11 protein-coding genes are annotated in these 17423 nt (G+C 57.4%); all 11 read right to left on the bottom strand.

Annotated features, from left to right (window positions below):
- Nucleotides 1-36: 36 nt before the first annotated feature.
- Nucleotides 37-3594: a double-strand break repair helicase AddA gene (addA, locus tag CPJ18_RS19970; RefSeq protein ID WP_103659749.1), complete on the bottom strand. Its 3558-nt coding sequence runs from the start codon at nt 3592-3594 to the stop codon at nt 37-39.
- Entirely contained in the window at nt 3584-6760 is a 3177-nt protein-coding gene (gene addB, locus CPJ18_RS19965; RefSeq protein WP_103659748.1) for a double-strand break repair protein AddB, read from the bottom strand. Before addB ends, addA begins: the two co-directional genes overlap by 11 nt.
- A gap of 9 nt (nt 6761-6769) precedes the next feature.
- Nucleotides 6770-7501 carry a nucleotidyltransferase family protein gene (locus tag CPJ18_RS19960; RefSeq protein WP_103659747.1) on the bottom strand — a complete coding sequence of 244 codons (732 nt, stop codon included), beginning with the start codon at nt 7499-7501 and terminating at the stop codon, nt 6770-6772.
- Between the two features lie 15 nt (nt 7502-7516).
- The gene (gene tsaE, locus CPJ18_RS19955; RefSeq protein WP_103659746.1) at nt 7517-9025 is read right to left on the bottom strand and encodes a tRNA (adenosine(37)-N6)-threonylcarbamoyltransferase complex ATPase subunit type 1 TsaE; all 1509 of its coding nucleotides are present in this window, start codon (nt 9023-9025) and stop codon (nt 7517-7519) included.
- On the bottom strand, nt 9022-11607 hold the full coding sequence (locus tag CPJ18_RS19950) for a sensor histidine kinase (protein WP_103659745.1): 2586 nt from the start codon (nt 11605-11607) through the stop codon (nt 9022-9024). The genes tsaE and CPJ18_RS19950 overlap by 4 nt, the downstream gene beginning before the upstream one ends.
- Before the next feature lie 202 nt (nt 11608-11809).
- The gene (ahcY, locus tag CPJ18_RS19945; RefSeq protein WP_103586992.1) at nt 11810-13210 is read right to left on the bottom strand and encodes an adenosylhomocysteinase; all 1401 of its coding nucleotides are present in this window, start codon (nt 13208-13210) and stop codon (nt 11810-11812) included.
- Nucleotides 13211-13340: 130 nt separating this feature from the next.
- On the bottom strand, nt 13341-13616 hold the full coding sequence (locus CPJ18_RS19940; RefSeq protein ID WP_077104979.1) for an HPr family phosphocarrier protein: 276 nt from the start codon (nt 13614-13616) through the stop codon (nt 13341-13343).
- Between the two features lie 14 nt (nt 13617-13630).
- Entirely contained in the window at nt 13631-14032 is a 402-nt protein-coding gene (locus CPJ18_RS19935; RefSeq protein WP_077104980.1) for a PTS sugar transporter subunit IIA, read from the bottom strand.
- 125 nt (nt 14033-14157) lie between these two features.
- Complete coding sequence (locus CPJ18_RS19930; RefSeq protein ID WP_103659744.1) at nt 14158-14622, bottom strand: HPr kinase/phosphorylase; 465 nt, start codon at nt 14620-14622, stop codon at nt 14158-14160.
- A complete protein-coding gene (locus tag CPJ18_RS19925; RefSeq protein WP_077104982.1) occupies nt 14612-16402 on the bottom strand; it encodes a sensor histidine kinase in 1791 nt (596 codons plus the stop codon). Before CPJ18_RS19925 ends, CPJ18_RS19930 begins: the two co-directional genes overlap by 11 nt.
- Nucleotides 16403-16455: 53 nt before the next feature.
- Nucleotides 16456-17181: a two-component system response regulator ChvI gene (gene chvI, locus CPJ18_RS19920; protein WP_103587306.1), complete on the bottom strand. Its 726-nt coding sequence runs from the start codon at nt 17179-17181 to the stop codon at nt 16456-16458.
- Nucleotides 17182-17423: the final 242 nt, after the last annotated feature.

The following is a 17423-nucleotide window of genomic DNA, read 5'->3' as shown; positions in this document are numbered from 1 at the left end:
TGATGCCGATGGCCGGCAATTTCAATGTCCGGTATCTCACTTTGTCTCGATTGCAGCAAGGGCAGCGGATAACGCCTCGTCACTGAGCGTCACGAACGAGGCGTTTTCCGTATAGACCAGTGCACAGGTAAAGCTCTTATCAGGGTAAAGCGGCTCCAGAATACTTTTATAGATCGCAAGCTGCGCCTTGTGTGCCAGGGGTATATCCGCGTCTTTGACAGGTGGAACACGGTTCGTCTTGTAATCGACCAGAATAACGCGGTCTCCATCTACCGCCAGTCGGTCGATCCGGCCAGATACGGAATAGTCCTTCGTACCCAGCCGCAAGGTCCCCATGATCGAGATTTCTGCACGGCTATTGGCGGAAAAGGCGGGCTGAAGCGCGGGTTCTGACAGCACTGCCAGCGTCGAGCGGATCAGTTTTTCACGCTCGTGCTCGGGCCAGAACCGGGCGGCGCGTTCCGCATACCGGCGGGCGGTGGCGTCACGCTGTTCCGATGGGTATTCAGGCAATGTCTGCAGCATCCGGTGAACGAGCTTGCCGCGTTGCAACGCAAGGCCGGATGAGACCTCCTGTTTGGCAAATAGCGGTGATGTGACCAGCAGGTCCTCCGAACCATCATCTATGATGGTTCCGGCACCGGAAGGGCTGAGCGGGCGCGGTAGAACCGGTGGTGGCGGCAAGGGCTGCATGAGAGGTGGGGGCAGCCCATCCCGAACGGGAAGGGGCGGCGGTTCGGTTTTGGCGATGGCCTTAGCGTCGCGGCTGGTCGAATGCCACAGGAGACCATCCCACTCTTCGCCGCCAGCGGAAAAACCCTGGCGTTTGCAGCGGTTTTCATCTGCGGTCAGCGAACGCGCGATCATCGCATGCCAGCAATCGAGATTTTCCCGGGGGCCGCGATAGCCGCAGACGATCAGATGATCGGCAGCACGCGTCATCGCCACGTAAAGAAGGCGGCGATATTCCTGCTCGGCCGAAAGCTTGAGTCGATCCTCATCTTTCGACACCAGCGCATTGTCGAAGCCCTTGCCGGGCAGCCAAATAGGCAGAGAGGTATCATGGGTTTCGATAAAACGCAGTTTCGGCAGATGGCTATGAATAAAGGCCTTCGAACCTCCATCGACCAGAAAAACAACCGGCGCTTCAAGACCCTTGGACGCATGCACGGTCATGATGCGGACTTCGCCGCGTTCCTTGTCCTGCTCGCGCTTGATCTCGGGCGCGTCGGTTTCCATCACGGAAATAAAGGATTGCAGGCCGGGAAGGCCTGTCCTTTCATGATCGAGCGCGAACGACAGAAATTCGTCCATGACGTCGCTGGCTTCATTGCCCAGCCGCCCGAGGAATTTTGCGCGACCTTCATGCAGGGTCAGCACGGCAGCAAAGAAGTCATGGATCGTCTGCGTCTTCGACAGTTCGATGAAGTGTAGAAGTTGCGCCACGGAAGCAACGAAATGACTGCCCTCGGGCTGTTCTGATACCACTCGCAAATATTGCCAAACACTGGTGTCTGGAGGGCGTTTGGCCGCGATGTCGAAAATGTCTTCTTCAGAGTGATTGAACAGCGGACTTTTCAGCAGCGCCGATAGAGACAAATCGTCCTGCGGCAACAGCACGAAGCGGCCAAGCGCCAGAAGATCCTGAATGGCGATGTGATCGGTCAGGCGCAATCGGTCGGCACCGGCGACGGGAATGTTCTTTCGCTGCTTCAACTCGCGGGTCAGCGCGTTGACGAAGGCATGGCGTTTTCTGACCAGAACCAGAATATCGCCTGCCTCAATGGTGCGTTCCACGCCGTTCTCGACCACGGTCTCCTTGCCGATCATCTCGGCAATGCGGGCAGCGATGCGGCGCGCGACGATTGCGGGCGGTGCGCTTTCGCGCAGCGCATCGAAGGGTGCCGTCCAGTCTTCTTCGTTTTCAACCGGTTCGGCGGCGATCATGTCCCACAGTTCGACGGTGCCCGCCTGTCCTTGGCGGTTGGAGCGGTGTTCGACGGGTTCCTTCTCGGCGCTAAGTCCTTCCGCATGTTCTGGCAGGGAAAAGACCTGATCGACCGCGGCAAGAACATCGTCCGTTGAACGGAAGGAAAGGGGTAGGCGGACGGAATGGAATGTTTGCTCCACGGCAGTAACGCGCCGCTGTGTCTCCCGACTTTCCTGCGAGAAACGCTCCGGCCGTGCGCCTTGGAAGGAGTAGATCGACTGCTTCTCGTCACCCACCGCAAACACCGTGCGCCGACCATCGCGCGCGGTTTCACCATGGAAGAAATCGGCGGCCAGTGACTGGATGATGGACCACTGCACAGGGCTGGTGTCCTGCGCCTCATCCACCAGAATGTGATCGATACCCTGATCCAGCTTGTAATGAACCCAGGCACCCGCCGTATCGCGGTTCAAAAGCGTAGCGGCGCGTTCGATCAGATCCTCGAAATCCAGCTGGCTGCGCTGTTTCTTCAAATCTTCAAAATCACCGATCAGCCGTTCCGCGAGAGTCAGCGCATGTTTCGTCGCTTCCAGCATACGGATGGTGCGGTAGCGATCGCGGCAGGCGACGACATGGGCACGCGCCGCTGCCAGATCGTCCAGCAGGGCAGGGGCGGATTTCTGCATGGCCTTGTTGATGACGTAAGCGTCGGACTTCGCTGCGCCTTGTGAAGTTAAAAGAGCGGCTTCGATGAACTCAACACGTTTGAAGACATCTGTCGTGCGGGCGGCTTCACGAAGCGCATAGGCGACGTCGATCACGCGCGATCCACCAATTTCGTCGCCTAGGGTTAGATAGGTTTCCATCGATAGACCGGATAGACCGGGCAGGGGCCAATAGGCCGCGGCTGCCGTTTCTTCCGTTTCCTCAGCGCCAATGCCAGCCTTAGCCCGAAGCGTGGCATCGATACCGCCGCTGCGGCTTGCCTGTTCGAGAAAGCCGCTGATCGCGTTGCGGTTTGACACAATGGCGCTGAGCAAGGCTTCCAGCCCGGTCTCATCCGCGATATCGAGGACATAGGCAAGGGCCTGCGCCAGTGGCTGATCGGCCTCCATGGAGACTGCGGTCAGAAGCGTGCGGCGCGCTTCTGTCAGAAGCGTACTTGCGGCACGGTCATCCAGCACTGAGAAATGCCCGGCGACATTGGCTTCCAGCGGAAATTGATGAAGAAGTGCTTCGCAGAAGGCATGGATGGTCTGGATTTTCAGGCCACCCGGCGTTTCCAAGGCCTTTGCAAAAAGGCGTCGTGCTTCTTTCAACTTGATGAGATCTGGAACACGGCCTTCGATGGCGGTGATGCGATCACTGAGATCGGCGTTGGAAAGCGTGGCCCAGTCTGCCAGCCTGTCGAATACGCGGCTCGACATTTCCGATGCCGCGGCCTTGGTATAGGTCAGACACAGGATGGCGGACGGGCGGCAACCGGCCAGAAGCAGGCGGATCACCCGCTGCGTCAAAACGTGCGTCTTGCCGGAACCGGCATTCGCCGACACCCAGGCGGAGCTGGTGGGGTCGGACGCGCGGGTCTGCTGCGCGCTCGTCCAGTCGATCCAGCTTTTTGGATCGTCCTGTTCAGGGCCGTGATCGATGATGTCATTCAGCATCGCTATCTCCCGGCTCTGCCGTCGACCATTCGGACACACGGGCAAGGTGGTCATATTCGCCGCCATAGGCCTGCTGTTCCTCGGGGATCAGCCGCGAAACGAAGCCGTTCTTGCCCTCGCGAAGAGAAATCACGAATTTGGCCAGCTGATCGATGGAATCACTCGCCAGGTCCACCGCCGACTTTGGCGCAACTTTCGCCGTTGCCTTGGCGTGTTCATTGTTGATCGTATCTGTTCCGAAGCGCTCGCCGGGCCGCAGACGCACATAGATCAAATCCTCCGGTGTCGGAGAGCCCGTATCGCGAAACGCGCCGCGCATCAGGGCCGCCGCTTCCAGCGGCAATTGCGGATCGAGCAGCGAGCGTGCCTGTTTGACGGAGGGTGAGAGGCCGGTTTTGTAATCGATGATATCGGCCTTGCCAGAGGTCTTGATATCGATGCGGTCTGCAACGCCAGTCAGGCGAATGCCCGCTTCCGGAATTTCCTGTCCGGCCCGTGCTTCGATGTGGCTGCGCTTGACCAGCGCGCGATGGTCTTTTTCCCATTTCAGAAACTCGCGGGCGACAGCTTCGAAGCGGGGCCGCCAAACCACATCGATATGTGGCGGTAGGTTTTCCGCATCGAAACAGCCATGCAGCACGCGAAACATCGCTTCTTCGGACGCAGGCGTACCCGGCACATGCTCTTCGCGAGAATAGGTTTCCATGATGCGGTGATAGAGTGTTCCACGGTCGGCAGCACCCGGATCGCGGTTGAACTCGTCCAGCGGATCGAGTTTCAGAATGCGCCGCGCATAGATGGAATAGGGATCGCGCCGCAGCCTACCCACTTCGCTGAAGGAATAGGATTTCGGTTGCAGCTCCGCAGGCGGTGTCGGGGCAGGGCGCTTGGCGGCTTGCTGGCTTTCACCCTCATCCAGCATGGTGGCCCAGTGCCGGTACGCTGTCCCGCGCGCTTTCAGCGTGTCCGCAAACTCGTCGCCACCCAGTGCCAAGAGCCGTTGCAGCCAGCGCGACGCAACGGCGGGCGTCGATCCCTGGCGCAGCGCACGGGTGTAAAAAATATGACGCGTGCCATTGGCCATCTCGAAATCATGCGCCAGCTGGCCGATGCGCCGTTCCGGCGGCTCCAGACCGATGGCGGTTTTCATGTTGCGGGACAGGAACGGGTTGTTGGCCGTCTGGTCGGGCCATATGCCTTCGTTCAAACCGCCGATAATGACGGTATCGACGCTTTGAAGTCGGGCTTCCAATGCACCGAAAATAAAGACGCGCGGATGGCGCATCGCGCGCGGTTTGATCGATTCGCCGGCAATGAGCGCCGTCATGATATCGATCCATTGCGGCCCATCGGCCTCCAGCACGCTGCCGCAGTCCATCAGCTCTGAGAGAAGGCCGGACAGTTTCTCACCCGCCTCATGCGACCAGAGATTGGCAAGATCACCCCTCTCATCGATACACATGGCCTCGATCACCCGGCCTGTCCGCTCCGCCCAGTCGGCCAGCGTCAGCCGCGCCGTCAACCGGCCGCTGACGGGGTCTTTGCGAATAAACGCGGCATCCAGCGGCTCAATGGCAGCCTTGATGCGGCGCGCTAGGTCGGCAGCAGCGAGGTCGGTACCCTCCGTCAGAGATTTTCGCCATTGCGGCGGATGCCGGTCGTCCGTGTGAATGGCTAGTTGCTGCTGGAGCAGGGCTTCCAGTGTATCGAGTGTGGTTTCCGTTCTTCCACCGCGAAGTGCGAGCAGTTCTAGACCGGCGACTGCCTGACCAACCGCCTCTTCGCCAAGACCGAAGCGTCCGAGCGGATGTTTCAGCAGCGACATGACAGCGACCGGATCACCGGGCCGCAAGATGGCCTCGAGCGCCAGCATCAACAGTCCCGCCTGCGGGGTTGCCGACAGCGGCGTACCGGCGGAATCGTCTGCCTCGATACCGAAACGGGCGAGCTCTGTTGCCACGCGTCGCGCAAGTCCACGATCCGGGGTGATGAGTGCTGCCTGCGACTGACCGCCTGTGCCGGGCTTTTCAAGCGCCAGACGAAGGGCAATCGCAATTGCCGTCGCCTCCTCGCGTTCATTGGCAGCCTCTATGATGGAGGCCGATGCAAAGGCTTCATTGAAAAATGCATCGCTTTTTTCGGAACGCCACTCGTTCCACTCGCTGGTGGCCTTGGCTGGAGCAAGGGCCGTTGAAAAGATGGCGGCACGGTTTTGTAGGTCGCCGTCCAGCACCCCGATCTGTTCGGCATCATTGCGAGAGACACCCAGCTTTTGCAGCAGAACGAACAGGCCATATTGCGAATGCGTGCGGCTGGACGGGTCGTCGGGGCTCTCATTGATCGATTGCCATTGATCCTCGGGCATTTCAATATCGAGGCCCGGCAGAACGACGGTGCCCTGGGGGAGGGATGCGACAGCTGCAATCAAGTCTGCTGCTGCCGGAATGGAACCTGTGGAACCCGCAACGATGATGGGATCGTCCGATCCGATCTTTGTGAGGCGATCGGCTTCTGCCCGCAAAATAGCATTGCGGTGCCGTCCGGCAGAGGATTTGTTGAGTTCTTCCAGCCGCGCGGGCCAGAAGACGCTGGCAATCTTCAGGAAGTCTGCGGTCAGCTGCCACCATTGCGCATGGTCGGCGGTGTCGAGCTTGGAGAGCGCGTCCCAATCCCGATCTTCCGTGTCTATGGCGTCGATGACTTCGCCGAGCGACCGCGCCAGCCAGATGGCATCCGCCGGGCTTGCAGGCGCGACGAGCGGCGAATCGGAATGCACGGCACGGATGGCATCCGGCAAGCTGTTGCGCCACGCAAGGATCAGACGCGCAAGCTCGACCAGCCGCGCAGTGCTGGAAATCGGTGGGGCGAGGTCGATGGTCGCGGGCGTTTCGACATCGAAAAAACCGCTATCGTCATCTGTTTCGCCCAACGGACGGATAATCGGCAGGATGGCAGATTTGCCGCCGAGAAGATCCACGAATTCGGACCGCAGTACACGCGCCGAACGGCGTGTCGGAACGTAGATGGTGACCTTGGCCAGCGACAGCGGATCAGCGGCATCGTAACGAAAGCCGGGTGTCAGCCTACCATCGCACAGAGCTACCGCCAGCGTTCGGAGAAACGGCGTTCCGGGGGCGATGGTTAGAATACGCTTGGCATGCGCCAATGGGTGATCTCACTTGTCGTTTGCTACAGCTGCGATTGTTCGTTCCGCATCTTCTATAGCATCCGGCGTGCCGACCGTAATCCATTGACCTGAAAGTGACAGGCCAAATAGCCGGTTTTGGGCAATGGCACGGTCGAAATAGATGTTGAGATTGAAGGCGTCCGTGGGTGCGTCATCCAGAAGCCGCGTATCCATCGCAATCGCACCGGCATAAACCACAGGGCGCGGTTCGCCTTCATTGTAGCGCGTTAACGTGCCGTCATCGGCAAGGTTGAAATCCTTCTTGCCGTTATGGCCGGTGGTGCGGTCCATATCGACGCAGAGCAGCGCCATATCCATGGTCTCAGGATCGAAAAACGCGGCAAGCTTTTGCAGATTAGTGGCTTCAGCAGGCATTTCGCCAACCCAGAACAGGTCCGCATTCATCACGATGACAGGGCCGGGCTCCAGCAGCTTCAAACCCTTGGCAAGCCCGCCGCCGGAATTCATCAGCTGTTCCCGCTCGTCGGAAATCAGAATGTTAACGTCCTTGCGGGCCTCAAGATGGGCAACCATCTGGTCGGCATGATGGTGCACATTGACGGCGATGGTCTCGACGCCCGCCTCAACGAGAACATCGATGACATAATCGATCATAGGCCGCCCCGCGATCCGCACCAGAGGTTTGGGGATTGTATCGGTAATCGGCCGCATTCTCGTGCCGAGACCTGCCGCCAGCACCATCGCTTGTCTGATCGTCATGAGAAAACTTCGCTGTTAGTGAATGTCGATGCCCGCATTCCTGAACCAGTCGTTCAAGGGTGCCAGATCGGGATGCTCAAGCGCCGAGCGCAGATAGGAGAAGGTGCGCGGCATGTGTTTCATGTAATGCGGCTTGCCATCGCGCGTCATCAGCCGCACCCATATGCCCACCAGCTTGCAATTGCGCTGTGCGGCCATGATGGAAAAGGCTCTCAGAAAGGCTTTTTCATCGAAAGCAGGATTTTTGCACCGGATATCGAGATAGTGTTCCATCAGCCGGGCTTGCATATCCGGTGAAATTGTCACGCGGGCATCCTGAACGATGGAGGCGAGGTCGTAGGCCGTTGGCCCGATCATGGCATCCTGAAAGTCGATAATACCAACCCGTTGGATGCCGGTTTTTTCGGGTTGCCAGATGATGTTGGGTGAATGGAAATCCCGCAGCAAAAGCCCGGTCTCCGCATCATCGAGTTTTTCGATCAGCTGGTCCCAGACGGCAAAGAAGCTTTGCTTTTCACTGTCATTGGTCTCTCCACCACGGATATGCGGGAGATACCAGTCCAACAGCAAAGATGTCTCGATCTTCATCGCATCCGCATCAAATGACGGTACCTGATAGATCGCGCCATTCGGAAGGCTGATATCGCTTGAGGCAGGTGCGTCATGAAGGGCGGCAAGGCAGGCGACGCTTGCCAGATAGCGTTCTTCAATTGGCGCACCATCGGCATCCAAAATACCATCGCGGCCGATATCTTCGAGAAGCAGAATGCCCCGTTCCAGATCCTGCGCCAGAATGGCGGGTGCGGAAAAACCCTTGTCGGTGAGATAGAGGTCGATGGCGATGAAAGGCGTGACCTCGCGGGCGAGATGCACGATTTCGGCGTAGGTTTTGCCATCCTGGATGACTGGTCCCCTCGGCGGCGGCTGCCAGTCCATCAGCAGGCACTGGCCGTCGGCGTCGCTTATCAGTTCGTAGGTGCGGTAAGCTGCATCGCCGCTGAAATATTGGCGGGAGGCATTTCCTTTACCGTTGCTTTCAAGAAATTTGCGAATGGCAAGCACGCGCTCCAGCCGTTCTCTCTGCCTTGGTGGCACATCGATTGTCGCCAAGCGTCCTTCGTCGCGGTGGGTAAGCCGCAACGTAATGGTGCTGTCTCTCGGAAGCTCACTGGCTGCCATCTCCGGCCATTCGATCAGGCAAACGCCGTCAGACAGCATCTCGTCAATGCCGAGCTCATCGAGTTCGGAGACGCTGGACAGACGATAGAGATCGAGATGCGCGACGGGAAAGCGCAGATCGTAGGATTGGACGATGGTGAAGGTCGGGCTGGGAACTTCGAGATACGGGTCACCGGCGACTGACCGGATGAGCGCGCGCGCCAGCGTCGATTTGCCCGCGCCGAGATCGCCGACAAGGGTGATGCAATCGCCGGGTTTCACAGTCAGTGCCAGTTCCTCGCCCAGCCGGATCGTCTCGGCTTCGTCGGCGAGGAAAATAGAAATAGGCGAAATCGTCCCGTTCATTCGGCGGCGATGGAATGCGGATGGGAACCGGATGGTATGCGGCAGCTGACGACCGTGCCTTCACCCGGACGGCTGTCGATGGTGACATTGCCACTGTGAAGACTGACGAAGCTTTCCACGATGGATAGGCCAAGGCCCGCCCCGGTGCGGCGGCCGCCATTGCCGCGTGTCGAAAAGCGATCAAACACGGTTTTCAACATATCTTCCGGAATGCCCGGACCCTGATCTGCCACGGAGAAGACGAAGTCGCCCTCGCTGCGCTGGCACGTGAGGGTAATCGCCGAACCTTCTGGCGCGAAGTTGGCGGCATTGGTCAAAAGCTTGATCAGGATTTGCTTCAGACGCTGATGGTCGGCAACGATTGCGCCCAAATGTGCGGGTGCGACGATCTCCAGCAAAACACCGCTTTCCTGTAAACGATCGGTTATCTGCACCGAAACATCGGCGAGAAGCTCATTCAGATCATTTTCGGTGTAGTTGAGGTGCATGATGCCTGCATCAACCGTCGCCAGATCAAGAATGTCGTTGACGATCGTCAGCAGCACCGACGAAGACGTAGAGATATGATCGAGATATTCCGCCTGACGATCGCTGAGTTCGCCGATGCCAGGCGTTTTCAGAAGGTCGGTAAAGCCAATGATGTTGGTCAAGGGGGAGCGCAGTTCATAGGATACGTGCTGAACGAAATCGTTCTTCAACTCATCCGCCTTGCGTAGCGCTTCATTCTTTTCCTTCAGCGCCCGCTCGGCCCGTACGCTGTCCGTCATATTGACGAAGGTCAGCATGGTCTGCGAGTCCGGCAACGGAATAATGGCGTAATCCAGCACCAGACCGGACAGAAGTTCGAGCGTGCCCTGTTTGGACAGGCGTTCATCATCGAAACTGGTGATGAACTGGCTGAAGGCGCGCCAGCCATCCGCCTTCTCATAGGATTGTGAGCAGGCTTCTTCGATAGAGCGAATATGCTTGCCAGCCTCGGCTTCTTCGCCAGTGATGGCCCAGAGCGCGCGGAAGGCGGGGTTCGACAGGCGGATGCGTCCGTCCGCCCCGAACACGGCCACACCTTCGGAAAGATGGTCGATGGTTTCGCCCTGAACCTTGACCAGCGTGTTATAGCGCATTTGCAGGTCGACCTGCTCGGTCAGGTTTTCAAACACCCAGGTTGCGCCGCCCTGCGGATGTGCTGTGGCGATGACGCGCAGCGTCTGTCCGTTCGGCAAGTGCCAGAGGTCGGTTTTCGTATCGAGGGACCGGTAGACGGCAAGAGCCGTCTCTTTCCAGCTCTTCCAGTTCAACTGTTCCGGCAGTTTGCCATCGGAGCGCAGGCGGTCCAGAAGCTCGGAATTATCGGGTTTGGATTCCAGCAGAACGAGATCGAGGCCCCAAAGGCTGACAAAAGCCTGATTGTAGAATTGCAGACGCTGCCGACCATCGAAGATCGCAACCGGTGTTGCCAGATGATCCAATGTCTCGGCATGGCTTTTCAGCGTGCGCTTCAGTTCTTCACGCACGGTTTCGGTTTCCGTCGTGTCGATGGCGATGCCTGCGGAACCGCCCGGCGTCTTGATATCGACCACGTCGAAAAACGTTCGGTTGCCGGAAACCACCGTTGAGATGCGGTCATGATAGGGCGATTCAGGTGTGGCGCTTGCGCGGATTTTCTGGCGCGTCACCGTATTCAGCAATTCGCGCTGTTCGGTCACGGCCTCTTGCGGATTGCGGGCGTCCACGCCCTGCGCATAGGCATGGTTCACCCATGTCAGCGCGCCGTCGGAATTGCGTCGCCAGACGGGCTGCTCGATGCTGTCGAGCAGATCCTGGAATGTCGAGATCGACGATACCAGCCGCTCACGCTCGACTTTCAGATTGGCAAGTTCGGCGCGCAGATTGTTGAGAGCAACGAAACGGGCAAAGGCCTTGCCGCCAGATACGCGACCTTGAACCTCGATCACCTCGCCGCGCTGCGTTTCGACGGTCAGATCGAAACTCTGTGCATGGCTGCGCAATTTCTCGATGGCTTTTTCAAGCGGAGCTGCGGATGCGGGGCGAAGCCAGCGACCGAAAGCCAGAAAATCGTGGTCAGCCTGCGGAACGCCAGTTTCAGGCGGCAGCTGTCCGATAAATTCTGCACGCTGACTGGAGCTTTCCCAGATGACGATACGGCGGGATTTGTCCGCAATCAGCGCTTCGTATTTTGAAATCTTGGCATTGGCTTCGGACAAAGCCGTTCGGTATTCGCTGGTTTCGGCCTCGATATTTCCACGCTGGCGAACAAGCCAGACGATGGAAAACAGCGTAGCCGAAACAACACCGATAAACAGGGAATAGGTTATGGTTTCTGAAGACGAGAACAGGCGTTCTCCAGTCTGCAAAACCGTGTTTTGCTGTGCATGGGCGACAGCCGCAAAGCCGCTCAAGACAGTTCCCGCCATCAGGACTGAAAGTGTCTTCGCCTTGTCGCGCAGAGCGCTCACGGTTCCCATAAGCGAAGTAGCCAAGCGTTTAGATACCGAGGCATCAAGACTGCCCGGCTCATCGTTTTTTTTCGCCCGCTTTTGCGCGCGTGAATCGTCTACCGTCATCCCCGGTCTGTCTCCGTCCTATGTGCCGCATTCTCGACAAGACATCCCATTTCCGCGCGCTATGCCCGCGCACGAATCAAGTCTTGAGACAATACCGCCTTCGGAAACCCCCGTGAAGGGAGGGCGCAAAAAGATATGGCGGGCTTTGTCAAGCCCGCCATATCCATATCTAGTGCGTTAATTGTGGATATTAACCATAAAATCAATATCTGTAGTGTTCAGCCTTAAATGGACCCGTCTTGGACACGCCAATATAATCTGCCTGAAGATCAGAAAGTTCTGTCAGCTTCACGCCCAGCTTCTCAAGATGCAGACGCGCGACCTTCTCATCCAGGTGCTTTGGCAGCACGTAGACGTCGTTCTTGTACTCGCCCTGTTTCGTGAAGAGCTCGATCTGGCCCAGAACCTGGTTGGTAAAGGACGCCGACATGACGAAGGATGGGTGGCCCGTGGCGTTGCCGAGGTTGAGCAAACGGCCTTCCGAAAGGAGGATCATGCGGTTACCCTTGGCGAACTCGATGAGATCGACCTGCGGCTTGACGTTGGTCCACTTCAGGTTCTTGAGAGCAGCAACCTGAATTTCGTTGTCGAAGTGGCCGATGTTGCCGACGATCGCCATGTCCTTCATCTCGCGCATATGCTCGATGCGGATGACGTCCTTGTTGCCGGTGGTGGTGATGAAGATGTCAGCCGAGGCGACGACGTCTTCCAGACGTACGACTTCAAAACCGTCCATAGCAGCCTGAAGCGCGCAGATCGGGTCGATTTCCGTGACCTTGACGCGAGCGCCAGCGCCCTGAAGCGAAGCGGCAGAACCCTTGCCGACATCGCCGTAACCGCAGACAACAGCAACCTTGCCAGCCATCATGACGTCGGTTGCGCGGCGGATGCCGTCGACCAGCGATTCCTTGCAGCCATACTTGTTGTCGAACTTCGACTTGGTGACGCTGTCATTGACGTTGATGGCAGGGAAAGGCAGCAGGCCCTTTTTGCTGAGGTCGTAGAGGCGATGAACGCCCGTCGTTGTTTCCTCAGTCACACCCTTGATGGCATCGCGCTGCTTGGTGAACCAGCCCGGGGAAGCGGCAAGACGCTTCTTGATCTGGGCGATGAGAATTTCTTCTTCTTCCGATGTCGGGTTGGACAGGACGTCCTCGCCAGCTTCAGCGCGTGCGCCGAGCAGAATGTACATGGTGGCATCGCCGCCATCGTCCAGGATCATGTTGGAGAAGCCACCATCGGTCCACTGGAAAATCTTGTCGGTATATTCCCAATATTCTGTGAGGCTTTCACCCTTGACCGCGAAAACCGGAATGCCGGTTTCGGCAATGGCCGCTGCCGCATGGTCCTGGGTGGAGAATATGTTGCACGATGCCCAGCGAATGTCAGCGCCCAGTTCCTTCAGCGTCTCGATGAGAACGGCTGTCTGAATGGTCATGTGCAGAGAGCCGGAAATCCGTGCGCCCTTCAAAGGCTTGGTCTGCCCAAACTCTTCGCGGCAGGACATCAGGCCTGGCATTTCGGTTTCAGCGATGTCGAGTTCCTTGCGGCCATAGGCGGCAAGGTTGATATCGGCGACGACGTAGTCTTTTTCAGCGCTCATAAAATGTCTCCTGCTCAAAAGGAGGCAGAGGACGAACCGCTGCCCGAATGATGGCTGCGGTTTATCAGGCTGAGATCAATCTGGCAATAATGATATAAAGAAGTCTTTATGTCTTTATATGACTTGGTTATCAAACCTCTTCGCCGAAACGGTCTGCAACCAGCGTCTCGAGCGCTGCCAAGGCCTCCGCGGCCTGATTGCCACTAGCTTCGACAACAACCGTACAGCCGGGGCTCGCAGCAAGCATCATCAGGCCCATGATCGAGGTGCCGCCAACGGTCATGCCATCTTTAGAGACTGTGATTTCCGCATCGAAGCCATCAACCATCTGAACGAACTTCGCAGATGCGCGGGCGTGAAGGCCGCGCTTGTTGACGATCAGCAATTCCCGCGAAAGAGGCGACATTCAAATGAACTTCTTTATTTGCCGCTGAGAACGCGGCTGGCGACATTGATGTATTTTCTGCCAGCATCCGAGGCCTCCTGCAAGGCCTTCTCCATGTTATCTTCGGTGCGAATGCCCGCAAGTTTGATGAGCATGGGCAGATTGACGCCTGCGATGACCTCGACATTGCCGTTGTGCATGACGGAAATGGCAAGATTGGAGGGTGTGCCGCCAAACATGTCGGTCAGAATAATGACGCCGTTACCGTCATTGGCGCGCTCGACGGCATCGAGAATATCCTGCCGGCGCTGATCCATGTCATCCTCGGGACCGATACAAACCGTCTCGATCAATTTCTGAGGACCGACCACATGCTCTACCGCGTGCCGGAATTCCTCAGCCAGCTTGCCATGGGTGACAAGCACTAGTCCGATCATGAAATGCTCCCTTTCGCACGCACCTTGATTGCCGACTATCGCAATGCCGCAATCATGTCTATCGGTGGGGGCACATCTTGATGAGGAAAATACGAAGCGCAAGCCCCAAATTGCCGGTTTTCCGTTCACATTCCCTTGGTTATGAAAAGATTCTGAGCAAGTGCAGCAAATTTTCCATAGGGCATGATGCTGTCACGCGGAATGCGCAGCAAGGGCAGACGGGCACCGCCGATCAACTCCATCGTCTCATTTTCAGGCGGCAGGCGAGGGCTCTCCGGGTGCGGGACGGATGTAATCGCGTAATGCATGGGCGCTTCTGCGACGCTATCAATGGAGATGATGCCACTGCCGCGCAGTTCCAAAAGTCCCTTGATCGGCTCGGGTCGTTCTGCAATCACGATGCCATTTCGAAGCGTGATGAAGACCTGGTCGTCCGCAATAAGCGCCACCGATAGGCCGCAACGCTGAGCCTCCGTTAGAAAACTGAAAGCAAGCTCACTTTTCCCGCTGCCGGACGGGCCCACAAACAAAAGGCCGGTCTGCCCGACAAGGATGGCACTGGCATGAATATTGGTTCGATCAGCGCTCATTGGCTTGCGCAAGTGGAAGCGACAGACTGAAACGTGCGCCGCAGATGACGCCATATTTGTCGATAATGTTTTCTGCCTTCAAAGTACCGTTATGGGCTTCTGCAATCTGTCGGCTGATGGATAGACCAAGGCCGGAGTTCTGGCCGAAGCCTTCCGCGGAAGGTCGGTCGGTATAGAAGCGTTCGAAAATACGATCGATATCTTCGGCCTGGATACCTGGACCATTGTCTTCCACGCGGACGATGCAGCGGTCTTTCTGACGCAACAGATGCACAAAAATCCGCCCATTATCACTGTCGACAAAAGAGCGGGCGTTCTCGATGAGGTTGGTGACGATCTGGCCGATACGAAGATCATGGCCGTTGACGATATAGCTGACTTTGGTACCCGGCTTGTGGTCGACAGCGAAATCGATCGTGACCTTCTTTTTCTTGGCGCTGATCTGACGGGATATTTCGACCAGATTACCGAGGAGAACTTCAAGATCCACCGGCGAAGCGTCCGCACGGGCAAGTTCCGCATCAAGGCGTGATGCATCCGAGATATCGCTGATCAGACGGTCGAGACGACGGACATCATGAAAGATGATCTCGGTTAGCCGCTGCTTGGACTCTTCGGTCTTGGCGCGTGGCAGGGTTTCGACGGCGCTGCGCAGGGATGTCAGCGGGTTTTTAAGCTCGTGGCTAACGTCGGCAGCAAAGCTTTCGATCGCGTCGATACGGTCATAGAGCGCATTGGTCATCTCGCGAAGAGCGATGGAAAGGTTGCCAATTTCATCCTGACGTGCCGAGAAATCGGGGATTTCCTCACGCGCTTTGGCCCCGCGCCGCACGCGGATGGCTGCAGCCGACAAACGTCTCAGCGGTGTCGCTATGGTAGAGGATAGGAGCAGCGACAGAACGATATTGACGAGTGTGGCAATGCCGAAGACGCGCATAATGGCCAGACGCTCGGCATGCACGATCTTGTCGATATCACCCGCCTGGGTGGACAGAAGCAACACGCCTAACACCGCACGGAAGCGCTGCACAGGAACGGCAACGGAAACGATCAGTTCGCCTTTTTCAGTGACGCGCACCACGGCACCGCGAACACCGGTCAGGGCATTCATCACTTCCGGGTAGATTGAGCCATCACCGCCGGGCGTTTCTTTGTAGAGCGGCAAGCTACTGGGTTGGAGCATGCGATTGAAGACACTGGCGAACCACTCGCTCCATGTCTGCGTTTCCTGCACGACAGGCGGCAGATCATAGCGCAAAACCTGGCCACGCGAATAAAGATGGCGCGAATCCAGCAGCAGGTTGGCATCTGCATCGAACAAGCGAGCACGGGTGCGGGTTGGTGAAATCAACCGCCGCAGCACGGGCGCTACACGCTCGGGATTGATCGGAAAGCTCAGGTCTTCATCGTTGGGCACAGGCGTGATGCTCTGGCCCGCCTGCAATTCCAGCAGCTTTTCCGGATTGATGGTGATGGAATTGGTGTCGACAGATGCAGAGGCCGAAATCGCGCCTGCGATAATTTCGCCCTGTGTCAGAAGGCTTTCGACACGCGCATCGATCAGGCCTTCACGAAACTGGTTGAGATAGAGAATGCCGCCAACGAGAACCACGGTCGCCGCGACGTTGAAGAACAGGATACGCCGGGTGAGGCTGGAAAACACTGCATTGCCGAAAATACGCCGGACAATCGTCAACGGATGAATACGATGCCGCCGACCGCTTTCACGGTCGTCGGCATCGGTATAATCCGATACGCTTCCTTGCGTCTTGTTCAGCAACGTCTTTCCTCAGCGCCGCTTTTGCGCGGCGTTATCCGTGTCTCGGCCCTGTCTCAGGCTGCTTCGCGGAACCGATATCCCACACCGTAGAGTGTTTCAATCATGTCGAAGTCGTTATCGACCAGTTTGAACTTCTTGCGCAGGCGCTTGATGTGGCTATCGATGGTCCGGTCATCAACATAGACCTGCTCGTCATAGGCCGCGTCCATCAGTGCATCACGGCTTTTGACGACGCCGGGGCGCTGCGCCAGCGAGTGCAGGATGAGGAATTCGGTCACGGTCAAGGTAACGGGCTCGCCCTTCCACGTGCAGGTGTGGCGTTCCTGGTCCATGGCAAGCTGGCCACGCTCCAGAGTGCGCGCCTGTTGGTCTGCTGTCGGCTTCAGCGGGCTCGCACCCGGCACCGCCGCATCACGGCTGCTGGCGCGACGCAGGATCGCCTTGACGCGCTCGACCAGAAGACGCTGCGAGAAAGGTTTGGTGATGAAGTCGTCGGCACCCATTTTCAGGCCGAACAGCTCATCGATTTCCTCGTCTTTCGAGGTGAGGAAAATAACCGGCAGGTCGGACTTCTGGCGCAGGCGGCGCAGCAGCTCCATGCCATCCATACGCGGCATCTTAATATCGAAAATCGCCAATTGAGGTGGACGTGCAACCAGCCCATCGAGGGCAGAGGCGCCATCAGTATATGTTTCGACCTTGTAACCTTCTGCTTCAAGCGCGATCGAGACCGACGTCAAAATATTCCGGTCATCATCCACAAGCGCAATTGTCTGCATAATATTGGTCTCCAGCGTCATTCATCAATACTCCCGACATGCACCCCAGCCAAAGGTTGCGCCGTGAGCCTTTCTCATGAGTATAAAGGTGGAACAAATTGTGGCAAAGAAAAAGAGTAGCTTTTTCGGATGGCGAGCAGCAGTAAATTCCGCAGAGGCAGACATTGCCGGATTCAACTGGGAACTAAACCGATTTAAAATGGAATAAAATCTTTTAAATCGATTAATATATTGAAATTATT

The sequence above is a fragment of the Agrobacterium rosae genome, assembly GCF_002915175.1.
GTDB lineage: Bacteria > Pseudomonadota > Alphaproteobacteria > Rhizobiales > Rhizobiaceae > Agrobacterium > Agrobacterium rosae.
The sequence above is the reverse complement of the archived record's forward strand: the minus strand, read 5'-3'. Positions and strand labels throughout refer to the sequence as shown.

Excerpts from the sequence above, each read along its gene's own strand:
- addA (WP_103659749.1), bottom strand. The coding sequence starts at position 3,594 with ATGCTGAATGACATCATCGATCACGGCCCTGAACAGGACGATCCAAAA.
- CPJ18_RS19960 (WP_103659747.1), bottom strand. The coding sequence starts at position 7,501 with ATGACGATCAGACAAGCGATGGTGCTGGCGGCAGGTCTCGGCACGAGA.
- tsaE (WP_103659746.1), bottom strand. The coding sequence starts at position 9,025 with ATGAACGGGACGATTTCGCCTATTTCTATTTTCCTCGCCGACGAAGCC.
- CPJ18_RS19950 (WP_103659745.1), bottom strand. The coding sequence starts at position 11,607 with ATGACGGTAGACGATTCACGCGCGCAAAAGCGGGCGAAAAAAAACGAT.
- ahcY (WP_103586992.1), bottom strand. The coding sequence starts at position 13,210 with ATGAGCGCTGAAAAAGACTACGTCGTCGCCGATATCAACCTTGCCGCC.
- CPJ18_RS19940 (WP_077104979.1), bottom strand. The coding sequence starts at position 13,616 with ATGTCGCCTCTTTCGCGGGAATTGCTGATCGTCAACAAGCGCGGCCTT.
- CPJ18_RS19935 (WP_077104980.1), bottom strand. The coding sequence starts at position 14,032 with ATGATCGGACTAGTGCTTGTCACCCATGGCAAGCTGGCTGAGGAATTC.
- CPJ18_RS19930 (WP_103659744.1), bottom strand. The coding sequence starts at position 14,622 with ATGAGCGCTGATCGAACCAATATTCATGCCAGTGCCATCCTTGTCGGG.
- chvI (WP_103587306.1), bottom strand. The coding sequence starts at position 17,181 with ATGCAGACAATTGCGCTTGTGGATGATGACCGGAATATTTTGACGTCG.